We start from the raw sequence: 24,071 nt of genomic DNA on the forward strand, positions 1-24,071 counted from the left end.
CCACGATGACGAGGAGCGCCGCCACCCCGGTTCCCGTCCCCGCCTACTTCGCCGATCTACGGGCTATGGTCGCCATGATCTTCCGGACCTGGCCCGTCGCACGCGGCTACGCCAGCACACCCCGCCTGGCCACCGCCCTCGATGCGGAGCACGCCGCCCGCGCCGCCCAGGCCGAGCCCCTGCTCAACACCCCGGGCAAGAAGAAGACCTCCAAGCCCTACACCGCGCCGCCCGCGGACTCTCTGGCTGCCGGCGCGGTACTGGACATCGCCTCCCAGCTCCTCCGAGCCGCTGACCCACACGAAGCGCGACAGCGTCTGGCCCCGCTTGTCCAGCACCTGCGCGACGCCGACCGTGCTCTCAGCACCTACCTCCGACGCCCGGCATGGATCTCGCAGCCATTGCGGGAGGCCGTCAAGGACAGCTGGCCCGCCGGAGAGGAACACGCCGCGTGACCACTCGCATCCGAGCGTCGGCTCGGCCACGGCAGCACGGTGAGCTCCGGCCACTCGTCCTTCCAGCGCACCGCCTTGGCCTCATAGACCTCCCGCGGGGCAAGCACCGGGTTGGGCCGGACCACGAGGTTGAACACGTCGGACAGCCCGTGGGGCGCATAGACCCGCCGCCCTCCGCCGGACTCCAGCCGCACCCTCAGACAACACGTCGTCGCGGCGAACGAGTCGATCGCGGCCTCGGTGGACTCGTGCGGCGGACAAGGCACGCCGAATTTCGGCTCGTACGAGAGATGCTCACGGGCCTCGTTGCGGATCTCCACCTCGGCTGGCAGGCCTGCGAACGCCTCCTGTCCTGCCTTGATCACGGCATCCTCCGGATCCCACGACCAGAGGCTTTGAGGAGTGTCGAGGTGCGTAACTCGTCGACTTTGCATGGGATGTGGCGGCTTGTCGCACCCTGAAAGCCGGGTCGGTCGGCCGACCGCTGCAAGGTCGGCCCACGTCTCACGATCTTCAAGCGGCAAACAGCGCATGCGGCAAGTCGAGTGCGGTAGGGACAGGGGCCCCGCGAGGCTGCAACGAGGCTCAATCAGGGACCACTGTCTAAGAGGATGTCTCACGTGGTGAGTTGATGGTGAGGCATGATGTTGTCCCGTGAGGGTTGATCTGTCGCGTCGGCTGGTTCCGGATGAACTGTGGGAGCTGGCGGCTCCGTTGTTGCCAAGGTTCACGTCCCGTCCGCAGGGCGGTGGTACGGCTCCGGTGGACGAGCGGGCGGTGTTCACGGCCGTGGTGTACGTGCTGACGAGCGGGTGCGCCTGGCGGTATCTGCCGGAGTCGTTCGGCGTCTCGCCGGCCACCGCGCACCGCCGGTTCACCGTGTGGACCGAGGCCGGGTTGTGGCGCAGGCTGCACCGGACGGTGCTGGACGAACTCGGCGCCAGGGGTGAGCTGGACTGGTCGTCCGCGATCGTCGATGCCGCGTCGGTGCGGGCAAAAAGGGGGGCCCGCTGACCGGGCCGAATCCGGTCGATCGAGGCAAGAAAGGCAGCAAACTGCACGTGCTGTCTGAGGCTCAGGGCCTGCCGCTGGCCGTAGCGGTGTCGGGTGCGAACCTGCACGACAGCCAGGCGTTCAAGCCGCTGATCCTCGGGATGCCCGCCGTCCGCTCCCGGCGAGGACCACGCCGGAGACGACCGATGAAGATCCGCGCAGACAAAGCTTATTACTCTGCGGAACACCTGAGCTGGCTCCGCCACCGCAACCTCGTCCCCCGGATCGCCCGTCCCGGCATCGAGTCCGGCGAGCGCCTCGGCCGGCACCGCTGGAAGATCGAGCGGCCGATCTCCTGGCTCTTCGGCTACCGCCGCCTCACCGTCCGGTACGAGCGAAAAGGCAACCACTTCCTCGCCTTCCTCGGCCTCGCCGCAGCCCTCACCTGCTACAAGAGACTCGCGAAGCTCACCACGTGAGACATCCTCTAAGTGGCGCCCGGCCCATCACGCAGGGCCCAGTGGGAGAGCGGGAGTCTCGGCATGCTCGTCAATGGGGGTCGTTTTCCAGCAGATGCCTGAAGTGGATGAGTTTCGGCTCGCCCTGGAACTCGCGATCCTCCGCCGAAAAGAACTGCCAGTCCGAGCCTTCGTCCAGGCATATGCCGACAACGACTGCGCCCTTCCAACGGGTCACGGTCAGCTCTTCCACTGCTTCGAGTTGGGAGAGACTGCGCGCCCCGACCTTCCAGGGAATTTCTGCCTCCCGTAAACGCGAAAAACTCGACAGGTCCAATTCCTGGGAATGGAATTCGGAGACCCAGAGGCGCTCCAGGTGCGTGCGCCGCGTCACGGGCGTGAGGTCCGAGACTCCGCGCAGCAGTCTGAGGCTCCGTAGGTGCGGGATTTCCTTGAGGAAAGAAATGTCCAAGCCTCCCCCCCCCGGCGGGGTGCACCCACCACTAGGCCATTACACCTGCCGTTGACGAAGCGCTGCGTTTGTTCGGCTCGCCAGTCCTCGCCGGTCACGAACATCTCAACCCACCCGGACCGCCGTCTGGTGATCCTCATGTTCGAGTTCCCTGCGGGTACCTTCTACCCCGTCTACCGCCAGCCCTCCACGTTGCTTCCGGTTTCGTAGTCATGCGGCTCGATGTGATCCCATTCCTCCCCTGTAACCTCTTCGAACGCCGCTGGTGCGACCTCAAGGAGCTCTTCTGCCGCTGCTGCTTCGTCACTGGTGAAGGGTGAGAAGTCCTGTGCTCGTGCGAGGACTTGAGTAAAGGCGTCCGGGCCGACCAGGACCACCGCACACCTGGCATAAAGGAATCGATCCTCAGATTGTTTTACAGGCCTTCCGGAGCCAGAGGTGGCCCCTGCCACGGGAATGTCTGCCAGTTCTTTTCTGTCGAGGCGGAAAAGAATCTCAGCGAGGCGGTCCGAAAAGTCTTCGATCTCTTTTCTGTTGAGTTGGCAGAGCCTTTCCTGAATGAGGGCGCACTGCTCGTTCGGACGGCCGTGATGGTTCGATCGGACGATCTCCCAGAAGTTCGCCTCTGGCATCATCTTCGTTTGTCCTTTCGGTAGTGCTGCCGCACGTCGGCTGAAGTCTACCCAGCGGACAACGCTCGAGCAATTTTCATTCTCGAGTGCGGACGTCCAGGAAGGCGTCCGCACTCGATTACGTCACCTGTCGACGGGGTTGCCTGGAGGTCGGAAACCGCCGTTCTTCCGCTTATAGCGGCGTATCAGCCATGTCTCCATCCAGCGGGCGGCCTTCTTTCCCTTGAAGCTGCCATGGATCCGGTAGGACCATACGTGCTGAGGTTGTTTTCTCTTCAGCTTCGCCACCTGGCTGTGGACGCGGCGTCCCTTGCCTTCTCCGTACTTCCAGACTGACTTGTTCTTGTAGATGGAGTACACGTATGTCTTGCAGGTGCAGTTGAGTGAGTTGCCGTGATATCCACGCGACGAGTTGTGGGCGAGGACATCACCTTCGCCGCTGTTCACGATGAACGTGTGGACGTTTCCGACGTTCAGGTTGACGACGAACTGGTCCGGGATTTCGCCCAGGTTCCGGGTGGCGGTGACTCGTCGCTGAGTGCCCTCTGGGTCGGTGAGCATGTCGCCCATGTGCACATCGGCGGCCTTCACCCAGCCCTTGTCGACGACCCACAGAGGGTGTTCCGCCGTAGCCTGGAGCGGCGGTGTCGTGGGGTCGAGGTCGGTGTCGATCTCGATAAGGTGCTTGGTGCCGTAGCCGTCGAAGACCTCCAGGACCGGTTCGGCGTAGGTCTCGCCGGTCTCGGCGTCGGTGGCGGCCACTTAGTCGCCGACTTGGACGGCGCCGATGGGCAGGTACCTGCCGTCGGCCATCAGGACCATGGTCTGTGGCGCGAAGGAGTTGCACCGCGAGCGGCGGAACACCGACCGGGCTCTGGAAGCGTATCGCCTGGTGCGGCTGGCCTTGCGGGTCGTGCGCGCGGCCTTGAAGCCCCTCACCGCCAGGCGGCCGGCGGAGCCGAAGGCGACGCCGACACCCATCTCGGATGCCTTGCGCCAGTTGCCGGTGGCGGCATAGGAGATGGCGCCGACGGCGGAGGCGACGTTGCCGATCGGACCGGGGATGTAAGAGGCGACCTCCGCGACCCGGGCGACTCTTCGGAACGCCTTCTTCCAGCTGAAGCCCCAGTGCCCGTCGAGGTCGACGCAGTTGACGGGGTCTCCGGTGCAGTAGTCGTTGGCGTTGCCGCCGGGGTCGGGGTCGGTCTGCAGGAACCGGCCCAGCTAGGGGCTGTAGAGGCGGGCGCCCATCAGGATGACGCCGTCCAGGGCTTCCCCGGAACGCTGCTTGGCGCCGAGCCAGCCGTAGCGTTGCGGTGCCTGGCCGTCGGTCGGAACTCCGAACTCGTCGTAGAGCAGCACCTTCGGTGCCGTCATCGCCGTGTCCAGGGTGACGGACACGTCACCGTGCAGGTTGACGAACTGCAGCTCCACGTCGCCGGTGGCGGACGTGGTGGCGACCAGATCGCCATCGGGGCCGGAGACGTTACGGGTCAGGCTGTTCTGGGTGGTGTCCTCGATGATCCAGCGGGGCTCGTCGGAGTCGTCCCCGTACGGGTTGCCCGCCCGTTCGGGCCGGTTGCCGCAGGCCGCGTCGTCCGGGTTGGCCCCGGCCGTGTAGAAGACGGTCTTCACCGTGCCGGCCTCCGTGCCGCCTGAGCCCGGCCTGCGGGACTCCACCGCACGCCCCGCCGCGTCGTAGTTGATCGTCGAGGTGAGGTTGGCGCCGCCGGTGACGGCATCCGTGGTCACCGAGGTCTCGGCGCGCAGCGTCCAGCCGGAGGTGCCGCCGATCGGGGTGCTGTAGCCGGTCTTGGTGACCCGGACCTCCACATCGCCGGTGTAGTCCTCGATGCGAGCGCCTTCGCGGGGGGTGGTCTCCAGGTGGTAGGCCGCCCCGTCCGGCTTGCCCTCGTCGTAGACGTGAACCGTGTGGGAGCGGACCAAGGAAATCCGCCAGTACCCGGCGGCACGCGACCGCGAGTGGCGCTCCTCGCCTGAGCCTGGACACGTTAGTTGGAACCGGTGAGGCTCCGCGAGCAGATGTGTGGTCACGCCTCTTGCAACCAAACGCGAGTTGTCGGTCTTCTTGGCGTCAGTTCGCTACGTTCTGTCCGCTCCGCCAACGGCGCCCAGCCGCACCCTGTGACGCTGGAGGTCGACCTCGGCGACCTTCACCGTGATCAGCTCGCCTTCATCGACAAGCTGATCCGGGGTCTCGACCGACTCGTCAGTCAGTTCAGATAGATGAAGGAATCCCACAACGTCGGGAGCAAGCTGCACGAACACACCAAAAGGAACGATCTTAGTGATTGGCCCGGTGAGGACCCGGCCGACCTGATCCGCAAAGCGAATGAGTGGATCTTCCTGCAGAGCCTTCAACGAGAGAGTGACCTGTCCGGAGCGCGTCTCGGCAATGATCACCTCAGCGGTGATCCGCTGGCCGGCTTCGACTGCCTCGGAGGGGTGGTTGGTCCAGCCCCACGTCAGGTCCGGCACTCGGATGAAGCCGGTGCACAGGCCGTCCGGTTCGCCATCGATGTGAACGAAGACCCCGAAGTTGTGGACCGCGGAGACCGTCCCAGCAACGACCTGCCCTGGATCAAACGCGAGGAGAAAAGACCGCAGGGCCGGACTCTCGCATGCCCTGGCGGAGAGGTGGAGCTGACCTTCGCGCCAACTTCCGATCTCTTCGGCATTGATCTCCTGGCCGACCTCAAACAGCTCGGATGGATGCTCCATCCGACGCATCGACGCCTCATGGCCAGGAATCCGACCGATCTCGGCTTTCTCCCCTTCAGCATCTACGAGCTGCACCAGGACGTCCGCTCCGTCGAACCCCGCGACCTTCACCGTTCTTACGGCACCCGGCCGGAGCTGGTCGATCAAGAACTGCATGCGAGGGTCGGCTGGCACGGACATGGAAGTGAGCCTAGTCGGCGCTGGCCACACTGGTTCCAACGCGTGCCGTCGCATCGGAGCTGTCTCTGGATCTTGGCCCGAGCTGATGGTTCGCCAAGTGGATCGAGAACACACCTCGCAGGATTCTCAACAGGCGTGACTTCGGCGGAATCCCTGATGACGTCCGTCGCCCTCGGCTGGGCCGTGCACCATGGTGGGGTGATGAGCACCGAAGCAGAACCGGTCGAACACGATGACCGGTGGATCTTGAATCTCCGAGGGTGGGGCGTTGCTGGGATCACTGTCGACTACCGCCTCACGCTGGCCCTCGACGAAGGTTGGGAAGCCGTACTCGAAACGCCTGCTCGGCTTTCATCCGGGCCGTCCCACACCAATCCCGGCGTGCTTCTGGTGCCGGAGACTCAGGACGTGGCCGCAGCCCTCCCGCTCTTCGGGACGAAGGTCGTCTCTGCGGTCGCCTTCAAGTCCGGCACGCTTCGGATGGTGTTCGAGGATGGCACGCATCTGACGTGTCCAACCGATGCGGCGTTCAAGGCGTGGCAGATCACAGGACCTGGAGGATGGAGGTTCGTGTCCCTGCCGGGAGGCGACCTCGGCGTCTGGTCCGCCTCCGCGGCGAATGAGAATCCGCAAGGTTGGTCTGGAGAGCATTGAGAATCTGCCAGCTGGAGTGCGACGGGACACAAATCTCGTGACCCGTAAGCCGGGACAGGATAGATGGAACCGACGTGACCTGCAGGTTTTGACCTTGCGGGACACGTTTGTTGGAACCATCGGGTCACGCTTCTTGCAACCTGCGGTGGATTGCCATTCATGGTGGAACCAGTTCCGAGCCGGTGCTCATGGTTGTAGTACGCGATGAACGCGTCGAACCACTCGCGGGCGTGGGCCAGCGAATCGAACCGTTCGGGACAGTCCGACATGTACTTCGTGGTCTTGAACTGGGCCTCGCTGTAAGGGTTGTCGTTGGAGACCTTCGGCCTCGAGTGGGACCGCGTCACGCCCAGATCGATCAGCAGTTGGGAGACCTTCTTCGACGTCATCGAGGTGCCGCGGTCCGCGTGCACGGTCTGGGGCACGATGCCGTTGCGGGCGATGGTCTCGCGGATCAACTCCTCGGCCCGCACCGCTGATTCGGCTTGCTCGACGGTGTGGCCGACGATGTACCGGCTGAAGATGTCGATGATCACGTAGGCGTGGTACCAGACGCCCTTGGCCGGTCCGGCCGCCTTGGTGATGTCCCAGGTGAACACCTGCGAGGGCCCGGTGGCGACCAGCTCGGGCACCGCCCTGGCAGGATGGGTGGCCTGCCGCCGGCGCTCACCGGACTGGCCCTGATCGCGCAGGATCCGGTACATGGTCGAGACGGAGCAGTGGTAGCGCCCGGCATCCAGCTCGCGGGCCCAGATCTGCGCGGGCGCCAGCTCGGCGTACTCGTCGCCGTTCATCAACTCCATTACCGCAGACCGCTCTTCGGCCGTCAGGGCCGAGGGCTGGACCTGCGGGGCAAGTTCCCTGCACGGTGGTGCCGGCCGAAGCCGACGGTAATGCGTGGCGCGGGAGCGGCCGGTCAGCCGGCAGGCGGCGGTGATGCCCAGCTGAGTCTCGAGGCCGGTGAACGCCTCGTCCACGACAGGGTCGGCGGCAGGTTTCAGTCCGCGCTCTCGGAGATCATTTCCAAGAGCGCGGAGGCTTTTCCCATCACCTCGAGTGCGGCCTTGTTCCGGGCCAGATCCTTCTGCAGCCGCTCCACCTGCTGCCGCAGTTTCTCGTTCTCCACCTCCGCGGCGGACTTCTTCGCGCGGGCCGGGCTCGTCCGGCGGTCGACCAGGTTCTCCAGGGCCCCGGCATCCCGGGCGGCCCGCCACTCCTTGACGTGCGAGTGATAGAGCCGTTCCCGGCGCAGGACCGCTCCCTTCTCGTTCCTGGGGGCGGCGTCGTACTCGGCTACGATCCGCAGTTTGTACTCCGAGGTGAAAGTGCGGCGCTTCGGCCTCGGTGCCGGGTCGGACCCGACGGGTTCTGTGCTGGGCATAAGGGACGGTTCTCCTATCGTGCCCTCTCAGGCCAACCCCGCAGAACGGGATGTCTCACCCAAGGCTGACAGAGAGGGGCTCGGGCAGTGATCGATCCCGACTCTCTGGCCGACACTCCAGAGGTTCAGTGCCTGGTGGGTCGCCCTCGGGAGCTCTGGAACGACGACTGGCCGGAGTGGGAGTCTCTCGACTATGTCGCCATGGAGGCGTATGGACTACTCACCCGCGCGGAAGACGACTGCGGCGACGCATTCTATGAAGCCGTCGAAGCCGAGCAGGGCGCTGTAGGCGGCAATCGAGGGCCGCGCGGCGAGCAGTGGGACGTGCGATGCGAAGACGAGGCGCTGCGCAAACTGCCGAGACTGAGCGCGATGTTTCCCCTCCGGCCACTGGTCTGGTAGGCGCGAAAGCGCGAGGGATCAGGCCGAGGCTTCGGGGGTGTCGACAGACAGGCGATGCCACGCGTGGCCGCAGCCGTCGGAGCAGAAGCGCTCTCGTCGGCGTTCGTCGGCGACGGCCAGCACCGCGATCAGTAGCCGGAATGACTTGAGGCGCTCGTCGTGCGGGGTGAGACTGGCGATCTTTCCGAGTTGCTGGTCGATCCGCCCTCGTGTGATCAGAACTGCCGGTGTGTGCGTGGCGCGAAGTCCGGCGCGTCGGATACTTTCCGGGCCGTCCTCGGTGGTGGCGCGGGCCTGAATGCAGAAATGTGACAGGAGACGCAGGGTGTTGGACTGCTCCTCAGTCGAGAGGCCCTCGAACCACTCGATGCCTTGTGGCATCGGCCGAAGCTGCTGGGCGAGCTCGTTGAGAGTGATGTACGGATCAGCCATTCGCACGCCCCCGTTGCGCTCGGATCGCCGTTGTCCATGGTGTTGCGATGTGGAAAGCCCCGAACCCGCCCTCACCGCTTCGGATCTGCACGTGGTGATGTGCTGTGCGATGTGCACCTTTACCTGTACGCCGTGCTGAGCTGCACTGTTGATGGGGAGTCGAACCCCCGCGTTGCTCTTCACGCGCCAGGAGTGGGCTGGAAAACCGCCGGCCCTCGGTGTGTGCACGCCTCCGAAGCTGCTACCTGCTCCACATCGTCCCCGCCTGCTGGACTACTCAGTCCAGCAGATCCGCCTCCCAGTTCGTACGCTGGATCCGTATATCGACCTCGCGGATCTCCCGCGCGAGAACATCCGCCTGACCGCGCAGTTCCGCCACCGGAAGCGCGGAAAGCATCATCAGCTCGGACCGAAGCTGTCGGCCGTATCCCCGCTCGCCGCTACCCGCCGCCGCGTCCGCCGCCGCGGTGACCACGGAGTGACGCAACCGCAGGACATCCCGGCGTGCGAGGGCATCGGTGAGCGTGCCGTCCGAACCCATCTCCACGGTGGCATTGGTCCGGTTGATCCGCCGGATCAACGTTTCCAGAGCGCTCAGCACCTCACCGGCCTCAGCCAGCAACTGGGCGGCATCCTCGGCGGGCGTCTCCCCCTCCTGGTACCGCGCACTGCTGACGACGCGCGCTCGCAACTGTTCTACACGGCGCGTCGCTTCCGCACGTTCTGCCAGTGCCTCAGCAAGCTTCACTGTCTCCACCTCCCCCTCCATGAGCTCGCACGAGTATACGAATGCGAACCAGCTCATACGCACTTGGATTTTGATCCACAGGGGCTCTGACCAGCCACTGGAACGAGAGCGGACAGCCGCTCAGAGCGCTACGCAAAGAGAACCCGACAGTGCGAACGAGAATGAGTGGGAATCCGCCGGTTTCAGCGAGGCGGGACAACAGGCTGGCCAGCTTCGCCAGGACTCCGCCAAGTCGTTCGCCAGAAGCGCTGGGACTCGCCACATCTACTGAGAACGGACAGTTACCGCTGCGAGTCACAAGCATGCACGCTGGTCGTGCGGAACACTTTTGCAAGCGGGTGCTTGCAAAAGTTAGCGGAGTGGGCGCAGTATGGGGCTATGGCATCACTCAACGTCGGCAATCTCGGTGGGTACCTGCGCGAGCAGCGGCGCAATGCGCAGTTGTCGCTCCGGCAGCTCGCCGATGCCGCCGGGGTGTCCAATCCGTATCTGAGTCAGATCGAGCGCGGGCTGCGCAAGCCGAGCGCCGACATTCTGCAGCAGCTGGCCAAGGCACTGCGGATCTCCGCCGAGACGCTGTATGTGCAGGCCGGGATGTTGGACGAGCGGGAGCGCGAGGAGCTGGAGACGCGTGCCGTCATCCTCGCCGATCCCTCGATCAACGAGCGCCAGAAGCAGGTACTGCTGCAGATCTACGAGTCGTTCCGCAAGGAGAACGCTCTCGACGCGGAGAGTACGGAAGGTACGGAGAGCACGCGGAGCACAGACAGTGCGGGCAGCACGGAGAGCCGAGGCACGGAGACCACGCAACGGACGGCCGGTGCGGACGTCGGCGTTGACGGGGGCTTCGATGACACGGCCGACGGCAGTGCTGCCGACCCACCCTCAAACTGATCAACCGATCCGGGAGGACCACAGTCATGGCCATCGCCGATGACCTGCGCAAGACCCTCACCGACCCGACGCCCCTCTACTTCGCCGCCGGCACCGCCGACATCGCCGTCGAGCAGGCCCGGAAGGTGCCGGCCCTGCTCGAACAGCTGCGGGCCGAGGCCCCGGGGCGGTTCGACGCTGTGCGGAACTCCGACCCCAAGGAGGTCCAGGACAGGGTCACCGTCCAGGCCCGGGAGGCCCAGGCCAACGTGCAGGCCAAGGTCTCCGAGGTGTTCGGCTCGTTCGACACCGACCTGAGGAAGCTGACCGAGACCGCTCAGGACCTGGCGCTGCGCAGCGTCGGTGTGGCCGCCGAGTACGCGGTCAAGGCCCGGGAGACGTACGAGAAGGTCGCCGAGCGCGGCGAGCAGACCGTACGGGCCTGGCGCGGTGAGGCGGCGGACGAGATCACCGAGATCGCTGTCGCCGTCGAGCCCGAGCCGGCGCCGAAGGCCGCCGGGCCGAAGCCCGCCGGGGTCAAGCCGGCCGGGGCCAAGCCGGCGGAGGCCGCCAAGTCCGCCGCCGCGAAGAAGAGCACTCCGCGCAAGACGACGGCCAAGAAGACCACTCCGCCGTCAGCGAAGTGAAGCAGCGAAGCAGTGAAGTAGCGAAGTAGCGAAGTAGCGAAGTAAGCAAGTAACGAAGTAGCGAAGTAAGCAAGTAACGAAGAAGGGCGGGCCGGGCACCTCAAGGGTGTCCGGCCCGCCGTCCGGGTACGTTGGCCTGGCGGGACCGGGGCCGGAGGCCATCGGGCCGCGAGACGTTTCCTCACTGATCAGGCGGTGCACTGCATGTTGCTCGAAGGTTTCGGCACGGTCCTCTGGCTGCTCAACATGGCCATGCTCGTCCTCGCTGTCGTCGCGCTCGCCTTCTCCGCGCTGGCGCGCGGGGACGCCTACCGCGCCGCCGACAAGCAGTCCAAGAAGTTCTGGCTGATCCTTCTGGGCATCACGGTCGCCGTGAACCTCTTCGTGCCGTTCCTCTTCCTGCAGATCGCCGGCCTCGTCGCCACGATCGTCTTCATGGTCGACGTGCGGCCCGCCATCCGGCAGGTTTCCGGTGGCGGCGGTCGCCGGGGCGGTTCCAGCAGCGACGGTCCTTACGGTCCGTACAACGGCGGACGCTGACGCCACGGGGGGCGCCACGGGGGGGCGCTACGGGGCCCCTCGGCCCAGCAGCAGTACGGCCACGTCGTCGGTCAGCTCCCCGCCGTTCAGCTCCCGCACCCGGGTGACCGCCGCCTCCAGCAGGTCATCGCCGGTCAGTCCTGCCGCCAGCTGCCGGTTGACCATCTCGACCATGCCCTCCTGGCCCAGCCGGCGCGTGGCGCCCGGTCCCACCCGGCCCTCTATCAGGCCGTCGGTGTACATGATCAGGTTCCACGAACCGCCGAGTTCGACCTGCCGGCGCGGCCAGCGGGCGCGCGGCAGCAGGCCCAGGGCCGGGCCGCCCTCCTCGTACGGGAGCAGCTGCGCGGCGCGCCCGTGGCGGGTGATCAGCGGTGAGGGATGGCCGGCCAGGCAGAGTCCGGCCCGCCGCCCGTCCGGGGCGATGTCGACCGTGCAGAGCGTCGCGAAGATCTCCTCGCTCTGCCGCTCGTGCTCCAGGACCTGCTGGAGCGTGGAGAGCAGCTGGTCGCCGCAGAACCCGGCCAGTGTCAGGGCCCGCCACGCGATCCGCAGCTCCACCCCCAGCGCGGCCTCGTCGGGGCCGTGCCCGCAGACGTCGCCGATCATCGCGTGGACCGTGCCGTCCGCCGTACGGACCGTGTCGTAGAAGTCGCCGCCCAGCAGCGCCCGCGACCGGCCCGGCCGGTAACGGGCCGCGAAGCGCAGGTCGGAGCCCTGGAGCAGGGGAGTGGGCAGCAGGCCGCGCTCCAGCCGGGCGTTCTCCTGGGCGCGCAGCCGCGACTCGGTCAGCTGGCGTTGCGCGATGTCCGCGCGCTTGCGCTCGACGGCGTACCGGATGGCGCGGCTCAGCAGCCGCCCGTCCAGCTCGTCGCGGAAGAGGTAGTCCTGGGCGCCGACGCGGACCGCCGCCGCGGCCCGCTCGGCGTCGCCCTGGGCCGCCAGCGCGAGGACGGCGTGGCGGGGTGCGAGCCGCAGGACGTGTTTCAGGGTGGCCAGCTCGTCGCTGTCGTTCGCTCCGGGCAGGGCGAGGTCGACGAGGATGCAGTGGATGTCGTCCGTGAGCAGCCGCTCGGCCTCGGTGAGGTTGCGGGCGGTACGGATACGGACGCGGGTTCCGGCCCCCTCCGGCGGCTCCGGAGCGGTGAAGGTGCCCGCCGGGTCGTCCTCGATCACCAGGAGCGTGAGCTCGCCGCCGTTGGTGGCCTCCGCGGCCGGGTGCCTCTCCACTGTCGAAACGGTCGAACCTGTGCGCTGCCGCGGTACGGGTACGGGCATCGGTCTGGGTTTCCTTCCCTCCCCCCGAGGGCGCGGTGGAGCGACGATCGACGCCCCACCAGACGGGGACCTTAGCGGTAGCCGTCGCTCAGCGGAATGGCGCAGGGGTGAAGGGCCGCCGTCATATGCGCCCTGTCCAGGGCGCCCGCGGGATGTGGGGGAGATCGCCATGACAAACATCACCCGCTCCGGGCGGGCGGCCCGGAACGGGTGGGAAGGGAGTGCGTCACAGGGGTGGGAGTGGTGCCTCTCCGTGCGGCCTGCGGCCCACCATCGCCGATCGCCCTTTTCGTCCGGCCATTTGTCCGGTTATTCGTCCGGCTACTTGTCCGGGCGTACGACTCCGAGGATCTGCATCGATCCCGCGCCCGCCAGGGTCACGTTCCGCCCCGGCCGTGGCGCGTGCACGATCGCCCCGTCGCCGATGTACATCCCCACATGACTGGCGTCCTGGTGGTAGATGATCAGATCACCGGGGCGCATGTCCCTGATCGCGATGTGCGGCAGCAGCCGCCACTGCTCCTGCGAGGTGCGCGGGATGGGCCGGCCGGCCGCCGCCCACGCCTGTGAGGTCAGCCCGGAGCAGTCGTACGAGGACGGCCCCTCCGCGCCCCAGACGTACGGCTTGCCGATCTGCTCCGTCGCGAACGCGATCGCCTTCTTGCCCCGCGCGCTCGCCGAGCGGTTGATGTCCTTCACCACCCCGGAGCTGAGCCACGCCGTCTGCGCCCGCATCGCCGCTTCGCTCTCCAGCTGCGCCAGCCGCGCGAGCTCCTCCTTCTGCAGGCCCGCTTCGAGCTCCTCGGCGGCGGCGATCCGCTCCGTGATCTGCTTCTTCGCCTTTTCCTTCGCGGCCAGGCCGGTTTCCAGCTTCTGCCACTGTGTGCCCGCGTCCGCCGTGTACGTACGCAAGTCATCCTGCGCGCCGGTCAGTTCATCGATCAGTTCCTGCGTGGCCTTCTGGCTCTGCCGTATTCGGCCCACGCCGTCCAGGAAGAGCCGCGGGTCGTCGGTGAGCATCAGATGTGCCTCGGGCGGCAGTCCACCGCTGCGGTACTGCGCGCGGGCGGCGGCGCCGGCCTGCTGCTTCAGGGCGTCGAGGCGCAGCTGGCCCTTGACGATGTCCTCGGCCAGCCGGGCGACCTCGGTGGACTGCTTCTCGGTCTGCTCCACGGCGAGGTTGTACGCGTCGGTCGCGGACGCGGCCTGCTCGTAGAGGGCCTCGATCTCCGCGCGTACGTCTTCGAGGGACTTCTTGCCGGAGGTCCCGCCGGACCAGGCCGGTGTTCCGGCCCCGGAGGCACCGGCTCCCGGCGGGAGTTCGACCGGCGGCGGGGGTACGGCCGGCGGGGACGATACGGGCGGCGGTGCGGGCGCCGCGTACGCCCGGTTCATCATGTCCGGCGAGACCAGCACGGCGAGCGCGCAGACCAGGGTGATGGCGGCAGTGGCACAGCGGCGTCGGCTCACTGACTCCCCCTCCGAGCAGGCCCTACAAGCACCTACATGTCTGATTGACCGGCAGTAACCTTTTTGCGTCGTCGTGATCGTGCCATGTCGTACCCCGGAGCGACAGAGGAAAACGGAAGCTCACAGGTCACGCACACCACCCCAGAACAGACAAAAGGGCCGCCCATCGGGGTGGTGACGTCACGTCATTTCAACTGGTGTTCATATCGGCGCCGGGGGCGATCGCCGACCATTTCACCGTCACTTCACCCTGCCGCAACCGGCGCGGGTCGTTCACGAGCGGCCAGTCCGCCGCCAGATCCCGTACGGCCCTGGCCCACCGCTGCCGCGCGCCCAGCGACGCGTACGGAGCGGCCGCCGCCCACGCCCGGTCGAAGTCCCGCAGGAACGCGTGCACCGGCTCGCCCGGCACATTGCGGTGGATCAGCGCCTTCGGCAGCCGCTCCGCCAGGTCGGAGGGGCGCTCCAGCGAACCCAGCCGGGTGGCGAAGGTGACCGTCCTGGGCCCCTCCGGGCCGAGCGCGACCCAGACATGGCGGCGGCCGATCTCGTCGCAGGTGCCCTCGACGAGCAGGCCGCCGGGCGCGAGGCGCGCGCACAGCCGCGCCCAGACCGCGGCGACCTCGCCCTCCTCGTACTGCCGCAGCACATTGGCCGCCCGGATGAGCACCGGCCGCCGGCCGTCGTCCAGCGGGATCTCGAAGCCGCCGTGCCGGAAGCGGAGCCCGTCCCGCTCGTACGGCCGCGCGGCGGCGACCCGGGCCGGGTCGATCTCGACACCGACGACCTCGGTACGCGGGTCGGCCGTACGCAGCCGCCGCAGCAGCTCGACAGCGGTCCAGGGGGCGGCGCCGTACCCCAGGTCCACCACCACCGGATCGGCCGAGCGGCGCAGCGCGGGGCCGTGCGTGGCGGTGATCCAGCGGTCCATGCGGCGCAGCCGGTTCTGGTGGGTGGTGCCCCGGGTCACCGTGCCCACCGGGCGGGACGCGGCGCGCACCGGGCGGGAAGCGGGAGGCGGCATGGGAATGAGCCTAACGACCTCGGGCAGTCGGGTGGGGGCCGCGTCGGGTGGAGGCCGGGTCGGGCGTGGGCCGGGCCGGGTCGGGCGTGGGCCGGGGCACACCGGGGGCCGCGGCGGATGAGGGCTGGGTCACGCGCGCGGGCGGATCGCGTGCGAGCCACGTCACGTGGGGCCTGTGCCGCAGGTTGAGCGGCCACCGGTAATGATTGGGTAAAGCGGAAATGCGGGGGCGCGTGCCGCTGTTGAAGGCGTTCGGAGGGTGACGCATGCCCTCTTTTTGTCGTGCTCCGATTTTTGTTGTGCTCCGAGCGAGAGGCGAGAGGACCGTAGACGTGAGCCAGTACGTGTCCCGTATCGCAGGCACGTTCGCGGGGCCGCCCAGGCTCCGGCCGCCCAGCGCCATGCCCGGAACACCCGGCGCGCCGCGCCGCCCCCGGCGGTGCGCCATGTTCAGCGTCCACACCTCCCCGCTGCACCAGCCGGGCACGGGCGACGCGGGCGGCATGAACGTCTACATCGTCGAGCTGGCGAAGCGCCTGGCCGCCATCGACGTCGAGGTGGAGATATTCACGCGCGCCACGGCCGGCGGCCTGGAGCCCACCGTGGAACTGGCGCCCGGCGTACTCGTGCGCCATGTGGACGCGGGCCCGTACGAGGGGCTGCCCAAGGAGGACCTGCCGGCGCAGCTCTGCGCCTTCACCCACGGGGTCATGCACGCGTGGGCCGGTCAGCGGCCCGGTTACTACGACCTGGTCCACTCCCACTACTGGCTGTCCGGTCATGTCGGCTGGCTCGCCTCCGAACGCTGGGGCGTCCCGCTCGTCCACACCATGCACACCATGGCGAAAGTCAAGAACGCGGCGCTGGCCGAGGACGACACGCCCGAGCCCGCGGCCCGCGTCATCGGCGAGACCCAGGTCGTGCGCGCCGCCGACCGGCTGATCGCCAACACGGCGGGGGAGGCCGACGAACTCGTCCGCCACTACGACGCCGACCCGGCCAAGACGGCCGTGGTCCACCCCGGGGTGAATCTCGACTGTTTCAGTCCGAGGGACGGCCGCGCCGCCGCCCGCGCCCGCCTCGGACTGCCGCAGGACGCGTTCATCCCGCTCTTCGCGGGCCGTATCCAGCCGCTGAAGGCCCCGGACGTGCTGCTGCGCGCCGTGGCCGTGATGCTGGAGCAGGATCCGTCGCTGCGGACGAATCTGTACGTACCGGTCGTCGGTGGCCCCAGCGGCACCGGCCTCGCCAAGCCGGAGTGCGCGCAGAAGCTCGCCGCGCGCCTCGGTATCTCCGACGTGGTCCACTTCTGGCCGGCGGTCGGCCATGACCGGCTCGCGGACTGGTTCCGGGCGGCTTCCGTCCTGGTCATGCCCTCGTACAGCGAATCCTTCGGCCTCGTCGCGATAGAGGCGCAGGCGGCGGGCACCCCGGTGGTGGCGGCGGCCGTGGGCGGTCTTCCGGTGGCGGTCAAGGACGGGGAGACCGGCTTTCTGATCCCCGGACACGACCCGGTGGAGTACGCGCGGGCGCTGCGCCGCTTCGTGGACCGCCCGGAACTCGTCGAACGGATGGGTACGGCGGCGGCCCGCCACGCCCAGTCCTTCGGCTGGGACACGGCGGCCTCGGCGACGGCGGACGTCTACACGGAGGCCATGCGTGATCACCGCCGTCACGTACCCTCGCACCATGGCTGACGAGGCTGAAGAGGCTGACGGACAGGCGGGGCCGCCGGCCGGCGCGCGTTCGGCGGCGCGGGTCGTCGAGCAGGCGCTGAACTCCGCCGGGCTGGAGTGGGAGAGCCCGGAGACCGGCTCGTACGTCGTCACCCTCCCCGGCACGCGCAAGCTGGCCACGACCTGTTCCCTGCTGGTCGGCCGGCACGCACTCTCGGTCAACGCCTTCGTGATCCGCCACCCCGACGAGAACACCGAGGCCGTCCACCGCTGGCTGCTGGAGCGCAACCTCAAGCTGTACGGGGTGAGTTACGCGGTCGACCGCCTCGGCGACGTCTATCTCACCGGCAAGCTCCCGCTGGCGGCCGTCACCGAGGACGGGATCGACCAGCTGCTGGGCTCGGTACTCGAAGCGGCGGACGGCTCCTTCAACACGCTGCTGGAGCTGGGCTTCGCGAGCGCGATCCGCAAGGAGTACGCCTGGCGGGTCTCGCGGGGTGAACCGACCCGCAATCTGGACGCCTTCGCCCACCTGACCCAGCGCCCGGCCGACTGACCCGGCGCCCGCACGCCTGACGCGGGCGAACCGCACACCTGACGCGGGCGAACCGCACGCGCGGCTGGCGGCGTACGCCCGGCCCGAGGACCTCAGGCCGGGCGACCTGTACGAGGCGCGGCGCGAGCCGTCCCGGGCGAGCCGACGCCCCGGCCAGAACCGACGCCCCGGCGCGCGCTGACCTGCCCGAACGGGAGTCTCCCCGGGTGCGTGACCCGCCGGGCCGGGGCAGGATTCCCGCATGAGCGACAAAGGGGACGAATTGCGCCCCGGGTCGGCCGCCGGAGCGGGCGCCGGCCCTGGTAGCGGCAGCGGCGCGGGCGGTGGTGGCAGCGGCGCGGGCGGTGGCACCGGCGGGGCGGTCAACCAGACGCTGTCGCTGGCCGCGATGCTGTTCGCCGTGTCGATGACGTTCATCGACCAGACCATCGTGGCCATCGCCGCACCCGACATCATCGACGAGTTGCACCTCACCTCGTCCGGCATGCAGTGGGTGATCAACGCCTATCTGCTGACCCTGGCCGCGTTCTTCGCGCTCGGCGGGCGGCTGGCCGACATCTTCGGCCACCGCCGCATGGTGGTGATCGGCACCCTCGTCTTCGTCATCTCCTCCGCCCTCTGCGGGGCCGTGCCCCGGGGGAGCGGCGCGGAGACCTGGCTGATCGCGTTCCGCGCCACCCAGGGAGCGGGTGCGGCGCTGCTGTTCCCGGCGGCGCTCGCGGTGGTCGTCGCCGTGTTCCCGGTGGAGCGGCGCGGCCGGGCGCTGGCCCTGTTCTTCGGGCTCTCCGGGGGACTCACCGCGGTGGGCCCGCTCCTCGGCGGCGTACTCACCGACTGGACCTGGCGGGCCATCTTCTGGGTGAACGTCCCGGTCGCGGTCATCGCTCTCGTCCTGACCGGCCTGGCCAGGATCCCGAACATCTCCCGGCGGGAACCGCTCGACGTGCGGGGCGCGGTGCTGATCGCCGTCGGCATGGCGCTGAGCGTGCTCGGCTTCCAGCAGGCGGCGACCTGGGGCTGGAGCTCCGGCGCGACCTGGGGCTGCATCGTGGGCGGCCTGCTCATCCTGGTGCTGTTCTGCTGGTACGACCTACGGGTCGCGCACCCGCTCATCAAGCTCCGCGTCTTCCAGGACCGGGCCTTCGCCGCCGACTCGGCGGTGCTGTTCTTCGCCATGATGGCGTTCGTCCCGGTGTTCTTCTTCGCGTCGGTGTACGCCCAGGTCTCGCTCAGCGCCTCACCGAACGGGGCCGGGCTCTACCTCCTGTACTTCTTCATCGGCTTCGCCATCACCTCCCAGTGGGGCGGCCGCATCCTGGACAAACACGGTGCGAAGCCCGCCATCCGGCTCGGCACCCTGATCGGCACGGTCGGTTACGCCCTGTGGGCGAGCAAGCTGACCGACCTGTCCATGGGCGCCCAGTGGCCGTACGTCGTGCTGGCCGGCGCCGGTATCGGCTTCCTGCTCGCCCCGGCCTCCACGGACGCGGTCAACCGCTCGATCGGCGCGTCGTACGGGGAGGTCACCGGCATCACGCAGACCATCCGCAATTACGCGGCCAGCGTCGGCCTGGCCGTCTTCGGCACGGTCCTCACCCATGTCACCACCGACCGCGTCGTCAGCACCCTCCGGGGCAGGGGCGTACCGGAGGCGGCGGCCCGGGGGGCGGCGCACACCATCGCCGAAGCCGTCACCGGCAACGCGGACACCCGGGGACCGACCGGCTCGGGCCGGGTCGCGACGACGACGCGCGAGGCGATGTCCGCGATCCGCCTGGACTTCGCCGAGGCCAACAGGGTGGTCTTCTACGGCATGGCGATCGCCCTCGCTGTCGCCTTCGTCTGCGCGCACTTCCACCCGGGGACCAGGGTGACGAGCTCCCCGCCGACGCCGACGCCGACGCCGACGCCGACGCCGACGCCGACCCCGGATGCGAGCCCGAGCCCGGATCCGACGTCGAGCCCGGATGCGAGCCCGGGCCCGAATACGGGTCCGACCGGCGTACCGGGGCCAGGCCCCGGATCACGGCCGGGAGGCTGAAGGCTTCAGGGGCGGGGAGCCGTGCCCTCGACGGCGAGCGCCTCGGGTACGGCGAGCACATCCGCCCTCGCCTCGGCCCCCGTCTCCACGACCCCGTCCGCCGACAGCCCCCGCATCAGCAGCCAGTACCCCAGCGCCGCGATCATCCCCAGCACCCCGCACGCGCCCCACAGCCACTCGGCGCCGAGGTGGTCGATGATGAAGCCCGCCATCAGCGGCGCGGCCAGGGCCGCCACCGACCAGGACATCGTGTACATCCCCTGGTAGCGGCCCCGGCCCTGCACGGGGGAGAGCCGTACCACCAGTCCGGTCTGGATCGGAGCGTTGATGATCTCGGCCAGGGTCCAGACGGCGACGGTCAGCGCGTAGACGGCCACCGATCCGGCGAGCGCCGTCAGCGCGAAGCCGTACCCCGCCAGCAGTGACGAGAGGATCAGCAGGCGGCGTGGGTCGCGGTGCTCGATGAAGCGGGTGACGGGGATCTGCAGGACCACGATCAGTACCCCGTTGACGGCCACGGCCAGCCCGAAGTCGGAGCTGGAGAAGCCGTCCAGACCCATCGCCAGCGGCAGTCCGATGGAGCCCTGCTGGAAGATCAGCGCGACGACGAAGGACAGCGTGACGACGCCCATGAAGCGGCGGTCCCGCAGGACCGAACCCAGTCCCACCTCCGGCACCGCCGGCTTCTGAGCCGTGGGCGCCACCCGCTTCGGCCGGGATTCCGGCAGCTTCAGGAAGACCAGGACGGCGCAGATCAAGGTCATCACGGCTTCGCCCAGGAAACCGGCGCGGTAGCTGTACTGCGCGATGAAGCCCGCCGCCACGGAGGAGACCGCGAACCCGAGGTTGATCGCCCAGTAGTTCAGGGAGAAGGCCCGCACCCGGTCCGCGGGCCGCACGATGTCCGCCAGCATCGCCTGTACGGCCGGACGGGACGCGCTGGACGTCATGCCCACCAGGAACGCCACGGCGGCGATCGCCACCGGATCCCGCATGAAAGCGAGCAGGGCCACGGAGGCCGCCGTGGACGACTGCGCGATCAGCAGCGTGGGCCGCCGGCCGAGCCGGTCGGCCATCACCCCCGCGCCGAGCGACGAGACGACCCCGCCGAGCCCGTGGAGCGCGGCGACCAGTCCCGCGTACGACGCCGAATAGCCCCGGTCCACGGTGAGGTAGAGGGCCATGACGATGGCGACGAACGCCCCGAGCCGGTTGACCAGCGTGCTGGTCCACAGCCACCAGAATTCCCGGGGGAGCCCCGAGACACTCTCGGTCAGCGCACGTCTGAGCCCCCTGACCCCTCTCAGCCCTCTGAGATCGCTGACAGACATACGGCATCCCCCCAAGGACCCAGGACAGGTGGTGTAAGTGGCTGAACGCCCGACAGCAACTTACGGAAGCCGTCCGGTGGCCGCCAGTCAATTGACGAGGGCCGTCAATCGTGACGGGTCACGGGTCCATTAGGCTCTGGCCATGGCCGACGCACCGTACAAGCTGATCCTCCTCCGCCACGGCGAGAGCGAATGGAACGCGAAGAACCTGTTCACCGGATGGGTGGACGTCAACCTCACCGAAAAGGGCGAGAAGGAGGCAGTCCGCGGCGGTGAGCTGCTCAAGGACGCCGGCCTGCTGCCCGACGTACTGCACACCTCCCTCCAGAAGCGCGCCATCCGCACCGCGCAGCTCGCGCTGGAGTCCGCGGACCGCCACTGGATCCCCGTCCACCGCTCCTGGCGCCTGAACGAGCGCCACTACGGCGCGCTCCAGGGCAAGGACAAGGCGCAGACGCTCGCCGAGTTCGGCGAGGAGCAGTTCATGCTGTGGCGCCGCTCGTACGACACCCCGCCGCCGGCCCTGGAGGACGGCACGGAGTTCTCGCAGAGCGACGACGCCCGCTATGCCACGATCCCGAGCGAGCTGCGCCCGCGCACGGAGTGCCTCAAGGACGTCGTCGAGCGGATGCTGCCGTACTGGTACGACGCGATCGTCCCGGACCTGCTCACCGGCCGTACGGTCCTGGTCGCCGCGCACGGCAACAGCCTGCGCGCGCTGGTCAAGCACCTCGACGGTGTCTCCGACGCCGACATCGCGGGCCTGAACATCCCGACCGGCATCCCGCTCGTCTACGAGCTCGACGCCGACTTCAACCCGGTCAAGCCGGGCGGCACCTACCTCGACGCGGACGCCGCGGCGGCGGCGATCGAGGCCGTCAAGAACCAGGGCAAGAAGAAGTAAGGCCGCACGAGTAAGCCCCCTGCCTGCGAGTTGTCCGCCAGGCAGGGGGCTCTCTGCTGGGCTGAGCCGTCTCTGGCCGTCAGGCTCGACGGCGCCAGGTGCGCACGCGGATGTCGAGAAGGATCAGTAGGGCTGTCGGGATCGCGATCTCGGCGGGCGCGTCTGCCCGCAGCGCGAGTACTCCAGCGCCCGTGCCGATCAAAGCGGTCGGTAGATCACGAGGGTGGATGTCGATTCTCACGCCCGTACGTGGGACCGTGAAGTTCTCCTGCTGTGCTTCGGTTTCACCGGATCTTGGTCGTGCCCCCTCAGCGGCGAGCAAAGATCGCGGCCAAGGCCTTGCACGTGCGTTCCTGGCTTGACGGCACGCGCAGGCTTCGACACCGTTCCTGCTGGGCACAGCCGCCGCAGAGCACGAACTTGACCGCGCCGGTTGGCCGGCGATGTCCTCATCCGGCGGCTCCACCACCTCGGATACGTCACCACATCGCCCCGGCGTCCCAGGCCGATTTCCGCCCCGGTATGTGTCGTGACGACATCCCCCGGCAGGAAACGGCACGACCGTGCTGACGGTGATCGTTACCGCTGCCCCGACTTTCGGCCCCGGTGGTCAGTTGGCGCGAGCCGCCCCGTCGGGCCACACCACGTCCACGGGAACGCCGGCCTCCCGAGCCTCGAAGACCACGTCCGCGCTGCCGCCGCCCTTGCCGGTGGGCGGCTCAGCGTTCCACACGGCGGCGAGGCGGTCGGCTCGCTCCTGGAGTACGGCGTTGGCCGTTTCGTACGCCCGCCGGTCCGCCGTCTCGTGGTCCATCACCAGCACCTCGTCCGCAGCCTCGACCAGCCGGTCGAAGAGAGGCGCGTGGTCGGGCTTGACCTTCCGCTGACGGTAGTCGCGCGAGGGAATGACGACGACCAGGCGTCCCCCTGCGGCCAGGACGGCTTCGGCGAACAGGGAGTCGGAGCACTTGGCGATGCACGAGACGCCGACCAGAGAGCCGTCGGCGTGCCGTTTGATCAGTTCGGCCAGGGCTTCGCGGACCAGCGGGATGCCGGCCTCGGTCAGGTCCATGTGTCCGGTCACCGCGATGGTGGTCACGGGTTTCCTTTCCGGTGTCGTGTCAGTTGGCCAGCAGGTCGCGGATCGTATCGCGAGCCTCCCGGACCGGCCTGGACGCGCTGTGTCCCACGGTGTACGGGTAGAGCTCGCCGAGTTGCGTACGAACGCGGCTGGACCGTGTAAAGCGGGCCGCGTCCACGGCGCGATGGACTTCCTCCACCGCTCCGATCAGGTCCCCGAGGAGGAAGTGGCGGCCAGGCCGATACGGTCCAGGGCATGGCTGCGGCCGGCCTCGGGGCCGCGCCTCGAAAGGGCTTGGCGGATTTCGACCGCCGCCCCCTCCGCGTACTGCTTGGGGTTCTGACGGGCCAGATCGAGGAGGCGGCCGCCCGTCACGCCCGCCAGCTCGGCCTCGTCGAACTACGCGATCCAGTGGGGCTCCTCGCCCGGTGACGCCGCCGCGAGCGACTCAGTGGCCTGAGCGGTGGCGCGCTGGAACGCGGCGGTGCGTCCCATGGCGGACAGCGCCCACGCCTCGCGGGTGTGCAGCATGGCGCGGACCCGGGGGCCGGCCACGTCCCGGGCGCCTTCCTGGGCGAGGCGGACAAGTTCGAGGGCGTCCTGCGGTTTGTCGCGGTAGAGCATTTGGCGGGCCATACCGGCCAGGACGTTCGCGCCGAAGATCTTGTCCCCTCCGGCGTGCGAGGCGCGCAGGGCCAGCAGGTAGTAGTCCTGGGCGCGGCGTTGCAGCCCGGAGTCCCAGGCCATGGTGGCAGCGGTGCCCGCCAGCTGTGCCATGACCTCGTACAGACGCCGCTCCACCTGCGGCGCCTGGTGCTCGTCGAGGTGAGCGGCGATCTCGCTCAGCTGTCCCAGGACGGCCTTACGGCGCAGACCGCCGCCGAACCGGTGATCCCAGGCCCGGAACGCACGAGCGGTGGACTCCAGTTCCTCTGTCTCGCGTACGCCCAGTCGCCCTCGACGGTGCGATGCGGGGGCCACTGCCGCCGGTCGCAGCCATCCCTCCAGAGGATCGAGCAGGGCGGCGCCGGAGATTGCGGTTCCGGCGAGAGCGCGGGTGACCGCACGTCGATCCATCACGAGATCGCTCCTCGTCAGGTC

At 68.6% G+C, this 24,071-nt stretch carries 26 protein-coding genes and 2 pseudogenes; 12 read left to right on the top strand and 16 right to left on the bottom strand.

Going from position 1 to position 24,071, the window contains the following annotated elements:
• Positions 1–5 precede the first annotated feature (5 nt).
• Positions 6–455: a hypothetical protein gene (locus ACIBAE_RS14915; RefSeq protein WP_399285121.1), complete on the top strand. Its 450-nt coding sequence runs from the start codon at positions 6–8 to the stop codon at positions 453–455.
• A 20-nt stretch (positions 456–475) separates the two neighbouring features.
• On the opposite strand, the pseudogene ACIBAE_RS14920 reads toward ACIBAE_RS14915, so the two are convergent.
• Positions 476–841 (bottom strand): annotated as a pseudogene (locus tag ACIBAE_RS14920) (nucleotidyltransferase family protein); the annotation flags it as partial.
• 268 nt (positions 842–1,109) lie between these two features.
• Here ACIBAE_RS14920 and ACIBAE_RS14925 point away from each other — a divergent pair.
• Positions 1,110–1,927, top strand: a protein-coding gene (locus ACIBAE_RS14925) for an IS5 family transposase (RefSeq protein WP_399285122.1) whose coding sequence is annotated in 2 segments (ribosomal slippage) — positions 1,110–1,457 and positions 1,460–1,927 — 816 coding nt in all. Because the reading frame shifts where the segments join, the coding sequence is not laid out codon by codon here.
• Between the two features lie 70 nt (positions 1,928–1,997).
• Here the strand turns inward: ACIBAE_RS14925 and ACIBAE_RS14930 are convergent.
• The 3 genes from ACIBAE_RS14930 to ACIBAE_RS14940 all read right to left on the bottom strand — a co-directional run bounded on the left by ACIBAE_RS14930 (position 1,998) and on the right by ACIBAE_RS14940 (position 3,772).
• On the bottom strand, positions 1,998–2,378 hold the full coding sequence (locus ACIBAE_RS14930; protein WP_399285123.1) for a hypothetical protein: 381 nt from the start codon (positions 2,376–2,378) through the stop codon (positions 1,998–2,000).
• 173 nt (positions 2,379–2,551) lie between these two features.
• Entirely contained in the window at positions 2,552–3,013 is a 462-nt protein-coding gene (locus ACIBAE_RS14935; RefSeq protein WP_399285124.1) for a DUF4240 domain-containing protein, read from the bottom strand.
• 120 nt (positions 3,014–3,133) lie between these two features.
• Positions 3,134–3,772: a polymorphic toxin-type HINT domain-containing protein gene (locus ACIBAE_RS14940; protein ID WP_399285125.1), complete on the bottom strand. Its 639-nt coding sequence runs from the start codon at positions 3,770–3,772 to the stop codon at positions 3,134–3,136.
• Positions 3,773–3,797: 25 nt separating this feature from the next.
• Between ACIBAE_RS14940 and ACIBAE_RS14945 the strand changes: the two genes are divergently transcribed.
• Entirely contained in the window at positions 3,798–4,028 is a 231-nt protein-coding gene (locus tag ACIBAE_RS14945; protein ID WP_399285127.1) for a hypothetical protein, read from the top strand.
• 206 nt (positions 4,029–4,234) lie between these two features.
• Here the strand turns inward: ACIBAE_RS14945 and ACIBAE_RS14950 are convergent, their stop codons facing one another.
• Together ACIBAE_RS14950 and ACIBAE_RS14955 are read right to left on the bottom strand one after the other, a co-directional pair.
• The gene (locus tag ACIBAE_RS14950) at positions 4,235–4,957 is read right to left on the bottom strand and encodes a hypothetical protein (RefSeq protein WP_399285129.1); all 723 of its coding nucleotides are present in this window, start codon (positions 4,955–4,957) and stop codon (positions 4,235–4,237) included.
• Between the two features lie 156 nt (positions 4,958–5,113).
• Positions 5,114–5,908, bottom strand: coding sequence for a S1 RNA-binding domain-containing protein (locus ACIBAE_RS14955; RefSeq protein WP_399285130.1), 795 nt, complete (start codon positions 5,906–5,908; stop codon positions 5,114–5,116).
• Between the two features lie 225 nt (positions 5,909–6,133).
• On the opposite strand from ACIBAE_RS14955, the gene ACIBAE_RS14960 reads away from it, so the two are divergent.
• Complete coding sequence (locus ACIBAE_RS14960) at positions 6,134–6,586, top strand: DUF6188 family protein (RefSeq protein WP_399285131.1); 453 nt, start codon at positions 6,134–6,136, stop codon at positions 6,584–6,586.
• 194 nt (positions 6,587–6,780) lie between these two features.
• Here ACIBAE_RS14960 and ACIBAE_RS14965 read toward each other — a convergent pair.
• Together ACIBAE_RS14965 and ACIBAE_RS14970 are read right to left on the bottom strand one after the other, a co-directional pair.
• Positions 6,781–7,389, bottom strand: a pseudogene (locus tag ACIBAE_RS14965) (transposase); the annotation flags it as partial.
• A gap of 194 nt (positions 7,390–7,583) precedes the next feature.
• Positions 7,584–7,967: a hypothetical protein gene (locus ACIBAE_RS14970; protein ID WP_266425331.1), complete on the bottom strand. Its 384-nt coding sequence runs from the start codon at positions 7,965–7,967 to the stop codon at positions 7,584–7,586.
• Positions 7,968–8,054: 87 nt separating this feature from the next.
• Between ACIBAE_RS14970 and ACIBAE_RS14975 the strand changes: the two genes are divergently transcribed.
• Positions 8,055–8,369: a hypothetical protein gene (locus ACIBAE_RS14975; protein ID WP_399285132.1), complete on the top strand. Its 315-nt coding sequence runs from the start codon at positions 8,055–8,057 to the stop codon at positions 8,367–8,369.
• 18 nt (positions 8,370–8,387) lie between these two features.
• On the opposite strand, the gene ACIBAE_RS14980 is transcribed toward ACIBAE_RS14975, so the two are convergent.
• Together ACIBAE_RS14980 and ACIBAE_RS14985 are read right to left on the bottom strand one after the other, a co-directional pair.
• On the bottom strand, positions 8,388–8,801 hold the full coding sequence (locus ACIBAE_RS14980; RefSeq protein WP_399285133.1) for a DUF5958 family protein: 414 nt from the start codon (positions 8,799–8,801) through the stop codon (positions 8,388–8,390).
• 277 nt (positions 8,802–9,078) lie between these two features.
• Positions 9,079–9,549, bottom strand: coding sequence for a DIP1984 family protein (locus ACIBAE_RS14985; protein WP_108710717.1), 471 nt, complete (start codon positions 9,547–9,549; stop codon positions 9,079–9,081).
• Between the two features lie 378 nt (positions 9,550–9,927).
• On the opposite strand from ACIBAE_RS14985, the gene ACIBAE_RS14990 reads away from it, so the two are divergent.
• From ACIBAE_RS14990 to ACIBAE_RS15000, 3 genes are all read left to right on the top strand, one after another.
• Positions 9,928–10,443 (top strand): helix-turn-helix domain-containing protein, encoded by a 516-nt coding sequence (locus ACIBAE_RS14990; protein ID WP_399285135.1) that lies wholly within the window; start codon positions 9,928–9,930, stop codon positions 10,441–10,443.
• Positions 10,444–10,469: 26 nt separating this feature from the next.
• Complete coding sequence (locus tag ACIBAE_RS14995; RefSeq protein ID WP_399285137.1) at positions 10,470–11,069, top strand: hypothetical protein; 600 nt, start codon at positions 10,470–10,472, stop codon at positions 11,067–11,069.
• 204 nt (positions 11,070–11,273) lie between these two features.
• Positions 11,274–11,609, top strand: coding sequence for a DUF2516 family protein (locus ACIBAE_RS15000; protein ID WP_399285139.1), 336 nt, complete (start codon positions 11,274–11,276; stop codon positions 11,607–11,609).
• 27 nt (positions 11,610–11,636) lie between these two features.
• Here the strand turns inward: ACIBAE_RS15000 and ACIBAE_RS15005 are convergent, their stop codons facing one another.
• The 3 genes from ACIBAE_RS15005 to ACIBAE_RS15015 all read right to left on the bottom strand — a co-directional run bounded on the left by ACIBAE_RS15005 (position 11,637) and on the right by ACIBAE_RS15015 (position 15,381).
• Positions 11,637–12,887 (bottom strand): PP2C family protein-serine/threonine phosphatase, encoded by a 1,251-nt coding sequence (locus tag ACIBAE_RS15005; protein ID WP_399285140.1) that lies wholly within the window; start codon positions 12,885–12,887, stop codon positions 11,637–11,639.
• A gap of 321 nt (positions 12,888–13,208) precedes the next feature.
• On the bottom strand, positions 13,209–14,357 hold the full coding sequence (locus ACIBAE_RS15010) for a C40 family peptidase (protein WP_399285142.1): 1,149 nt from the start codon (positions 14,355–14,357) through the stop codon (positions 13,209–13,211).
• 190 nt (positions 14,358–14,547) lie between these two features.
• Positions 14,548–15,381: a class I SAM-dependent methyltransferase gene (locus ACIBAE_RS15015; RefSeq protein WP_399285144.1), complete on the bottom strand. Its 834-nt coding sequence runs from the start codon at positions 15,379–15,381 to the stop codon at positions 14,548–14,550.
• Between the two features lie 332 nt (positions 15,382–15,713).
• Here ACIBAE_RS15015 and mshA point away from each other — a divergent pair, with 332 nt between their 5' ends.
• From mshA to ACIBAE_RS15030, 3 genes are all read left to right on the top strand, one after another.
• Positions 15,714–17,078: a D-inositol-3-phosphate glycosyltransferase gene (gene mshA / locus ACIBAE_RS15020; RefSeq protein WP_399285145.1), complete on the top strand. Its 1,365-nt coding sequence runs from the start codon at positions 15,714–15,716 to the stop codon at positions 17,076–17,078.
• Complete coding sequence (locus ACIBAE_RS15025) at positions 17,071–17,613, top strand: YbjN domain-containing protein (protein ID WP_399285147.1); 543 nt, start codon at positions 17,071–17,073, stop codon at positions 17,611–17,613. Before mshA ends, ACIBAE_RS15025 begins: the two co-directional genes overlap by 8 nt.
• Before the next feature lie 388 nt (positions 17,614–18,001).
• Entirely contained in the window at positions 18,002–19,654 is a 1,653-nt protein-coding gene (locus ACIBAE_RS15030; protein ID WP_399285362.1) for an MFS transporter, read from the top strand.
• A 5-nt stretch (positions 19,655–19,659) separates the two neighbouring features.
• Here the strand turns inward: ACIBAE_RS15030 and ACIBAE_RS15035 are convergent, their stop codons facing one another.
• Positions 19,660–20,985 (bottom strand): MDR family MFS transporter, encoded by a 1,326-nt coding sequence (locus ACIBAE_RS15035; RefSeq protein WP_399285148.1) that lies wholly within the window; start codon positions 20,983–20,985, stop codon positions 19,660–19,662.
• Between the two features lie 142 nt (positions 20,986–21,127).
• Here ACIBAE_RS15035 and ACIBAE_RS15040 point away from each other — a divergent pair, with 142 nt between their 5' ends.
• Entirely contained in the window at positions 21,128–21,889 is a 762-nt protein-coding gene (locus tag ACIBAE_RS15040) for a phosphoglyceromutase (RefSeq protein ID WP_399285150.1), read from the top strand.
• Positions 21,890–22,499: 610 nt separating this feature from the next.
• Here ACIBAE_RS15040 and ACIBAE_RS15045 read toward each other — a convergent pair.
• Positions 22,500–22,988: a hypothetical protein gene (locus tag ACIBAE_RS15045; RefSeq protein WP_399285151.1), complete on the bottom strand. Its 489-nt coding sequence runs from the start codon at positions 22,986–22,988 to the stop codon at positions 22,500–22,502.
• Positions 22,989–23,369: 381 nt separating this feature from the next.
• On the bottom strand, positions 23,370–24,047 hold the full coding sequence (locus ACIBAE_RS15050) for a hypothetical protein (RefSeq protein ID WP_399285375.1): 678 nt from the start codon (positions 24,045–24,047) through the stop codon (positions 23,370–23,372).
• Positions 24,048–24,071 lie beyond the last annotated feature (24 nt).

The organism is Streptomyces sp. NPDC051569, from assembly GCF_044454085.1.
GTDB lineage: Bacteria > Actinomycetota > Actinomycetes > Streptomycetales > Streptomycetaceae > Streptomyces.

What these genes read in the sequence shown, in the direction of transcription:
- ACIBAE_RS14945 (WP_399285127.1), top strand. Translation starts at nt 3,798, where the DNA reads ATGGGCAGGTACCTGCCGTCGGCCATCAGGACCATGGTCTGTGGCGCG.
- ACIBAE_RS14935 (WP_399285124.1), bottom strand. Translation starts at nt 3,013, where the DNA reads ATGATGCCAGAGGCGAACTTCTGGGAGATCGTCCGATCGAACCATCAC.
- ACIBAE_RS15000 (WP_399285139.1), top strand. Translation starts at nt 11,274, where the DNA reads ATGTTGCTCGAAGGTTTCGGCACGGTCCTCTGGCTGCTCAACATGGCC.
- ACIBAE_RS14980 (WP_399285133.1), bottom strand. Translation starts at nt 8,801, where the DNA reads ATGGCTGATCCGTACATCACTCTCAACGAGCTCGCCCAGCAGCTTCGG.
- ACIBAE_RS14955 (WP_399285130.1), bottom strand. Translation starts at nt 5,908, where the DNA reads ATGCAGTTCTTGATCGACCAGCTCCGGCCGGGTGCCGTAAGAACGGTG.
- ACIBAE_RS14960 (WP_399285131.1), top strand. Translation starts at nt 6,134, where the DNA reads ATGAGCACCGAAGCAGAACCGGTCGAACACGATGACCGGTGGATCTTG.
- ACIBAE_RS14970 (WP_266425331.1), bottom strand. Translation starts at nt 7,967, where the DNA reads ATGCCCAGCACAGAACCCGTCGGGTCCGACCCGGCACCGAGGCCGAAG.
- ACIBAE_RS15050 (WP_399285375.1), bottom strand. Translation starts at nt 24,047, where the DNA reads ATGGATCGACGTGCGGTCACCCGCGCTCTCGCCGGAACCGCAATCTCC.
- ACIBAE_RS14915 (WP_399285121.1), top strand. Translation starts at nt 6, where the DNA reads ATGACGAGGAGCGCCGCCACCCCGGTTCCCGTCCCCGCCTACTTCGCC.
- ACIBAE_RS15025 (WP_399285147.1), top strand. Translation starts at nt 17,071, where the DNA reads ATGGCTGACGAGGCTGAAGAGGCTGACGGACAGGCGGGGCCGCCGGCC.
- ACIBAE_RS14995 (WP_399285137.1), top strand. Translation starts at nt 10,470, where the DNA reads ATGGCCATCGCCGATGACCTGCGCAAGACCCTCACCGACCCGACGCCC.
- ACIBAE_RS15015 (WP_399285144.1), bottom strand. Translation starts at nt 15,381, where the DNA reads ATGCCGCCTCCCGCTTCCCGCCCGGTGCGCGCCGCGTCCCGCCCGGTG.
- ACIBAE_RS15040 (WP_399285150.1), top strand. Translation starts at nt 21,128, where the DNA reads ATGGCCGACGCACCGTACAAGCTGATCCTCCTCCGCCACGGCGAGAGC.
- ACIBAE_RS15035 (WP_399285148.1), bottom strand. Translation starts at nt 20,985, where the DNA reads ATGTCTGTCAGCGATCTCAGAGGGCTGAGAGGGGTCAGGGGGCTCAGA.
- ACIBAE_RS14990 (WP_399285135.1), top strand. Translation starts at nt 9,928, where the DNA reads ATGGCATCACTCAACGTCGGCAATCTCGGTGGGTACCTGCGCGAGCAG.
- ACIBAE_RS15005 (WP_399285140.1), bottom strand. Translation starts at nt 12,887, where the DNA reads ATGCCCGTACCCGTACCGCGGCAGCGCACAGGTTCGACCGTTTCGACA.
- ACIBAE_RS15030 (WP_399285362.1), top strand. Translation starts at nt 18,002, where the DNA reads ATGCTGTTCGCCGTGTCGATGACGTTCATCGACCAGACCATCGTGGCC.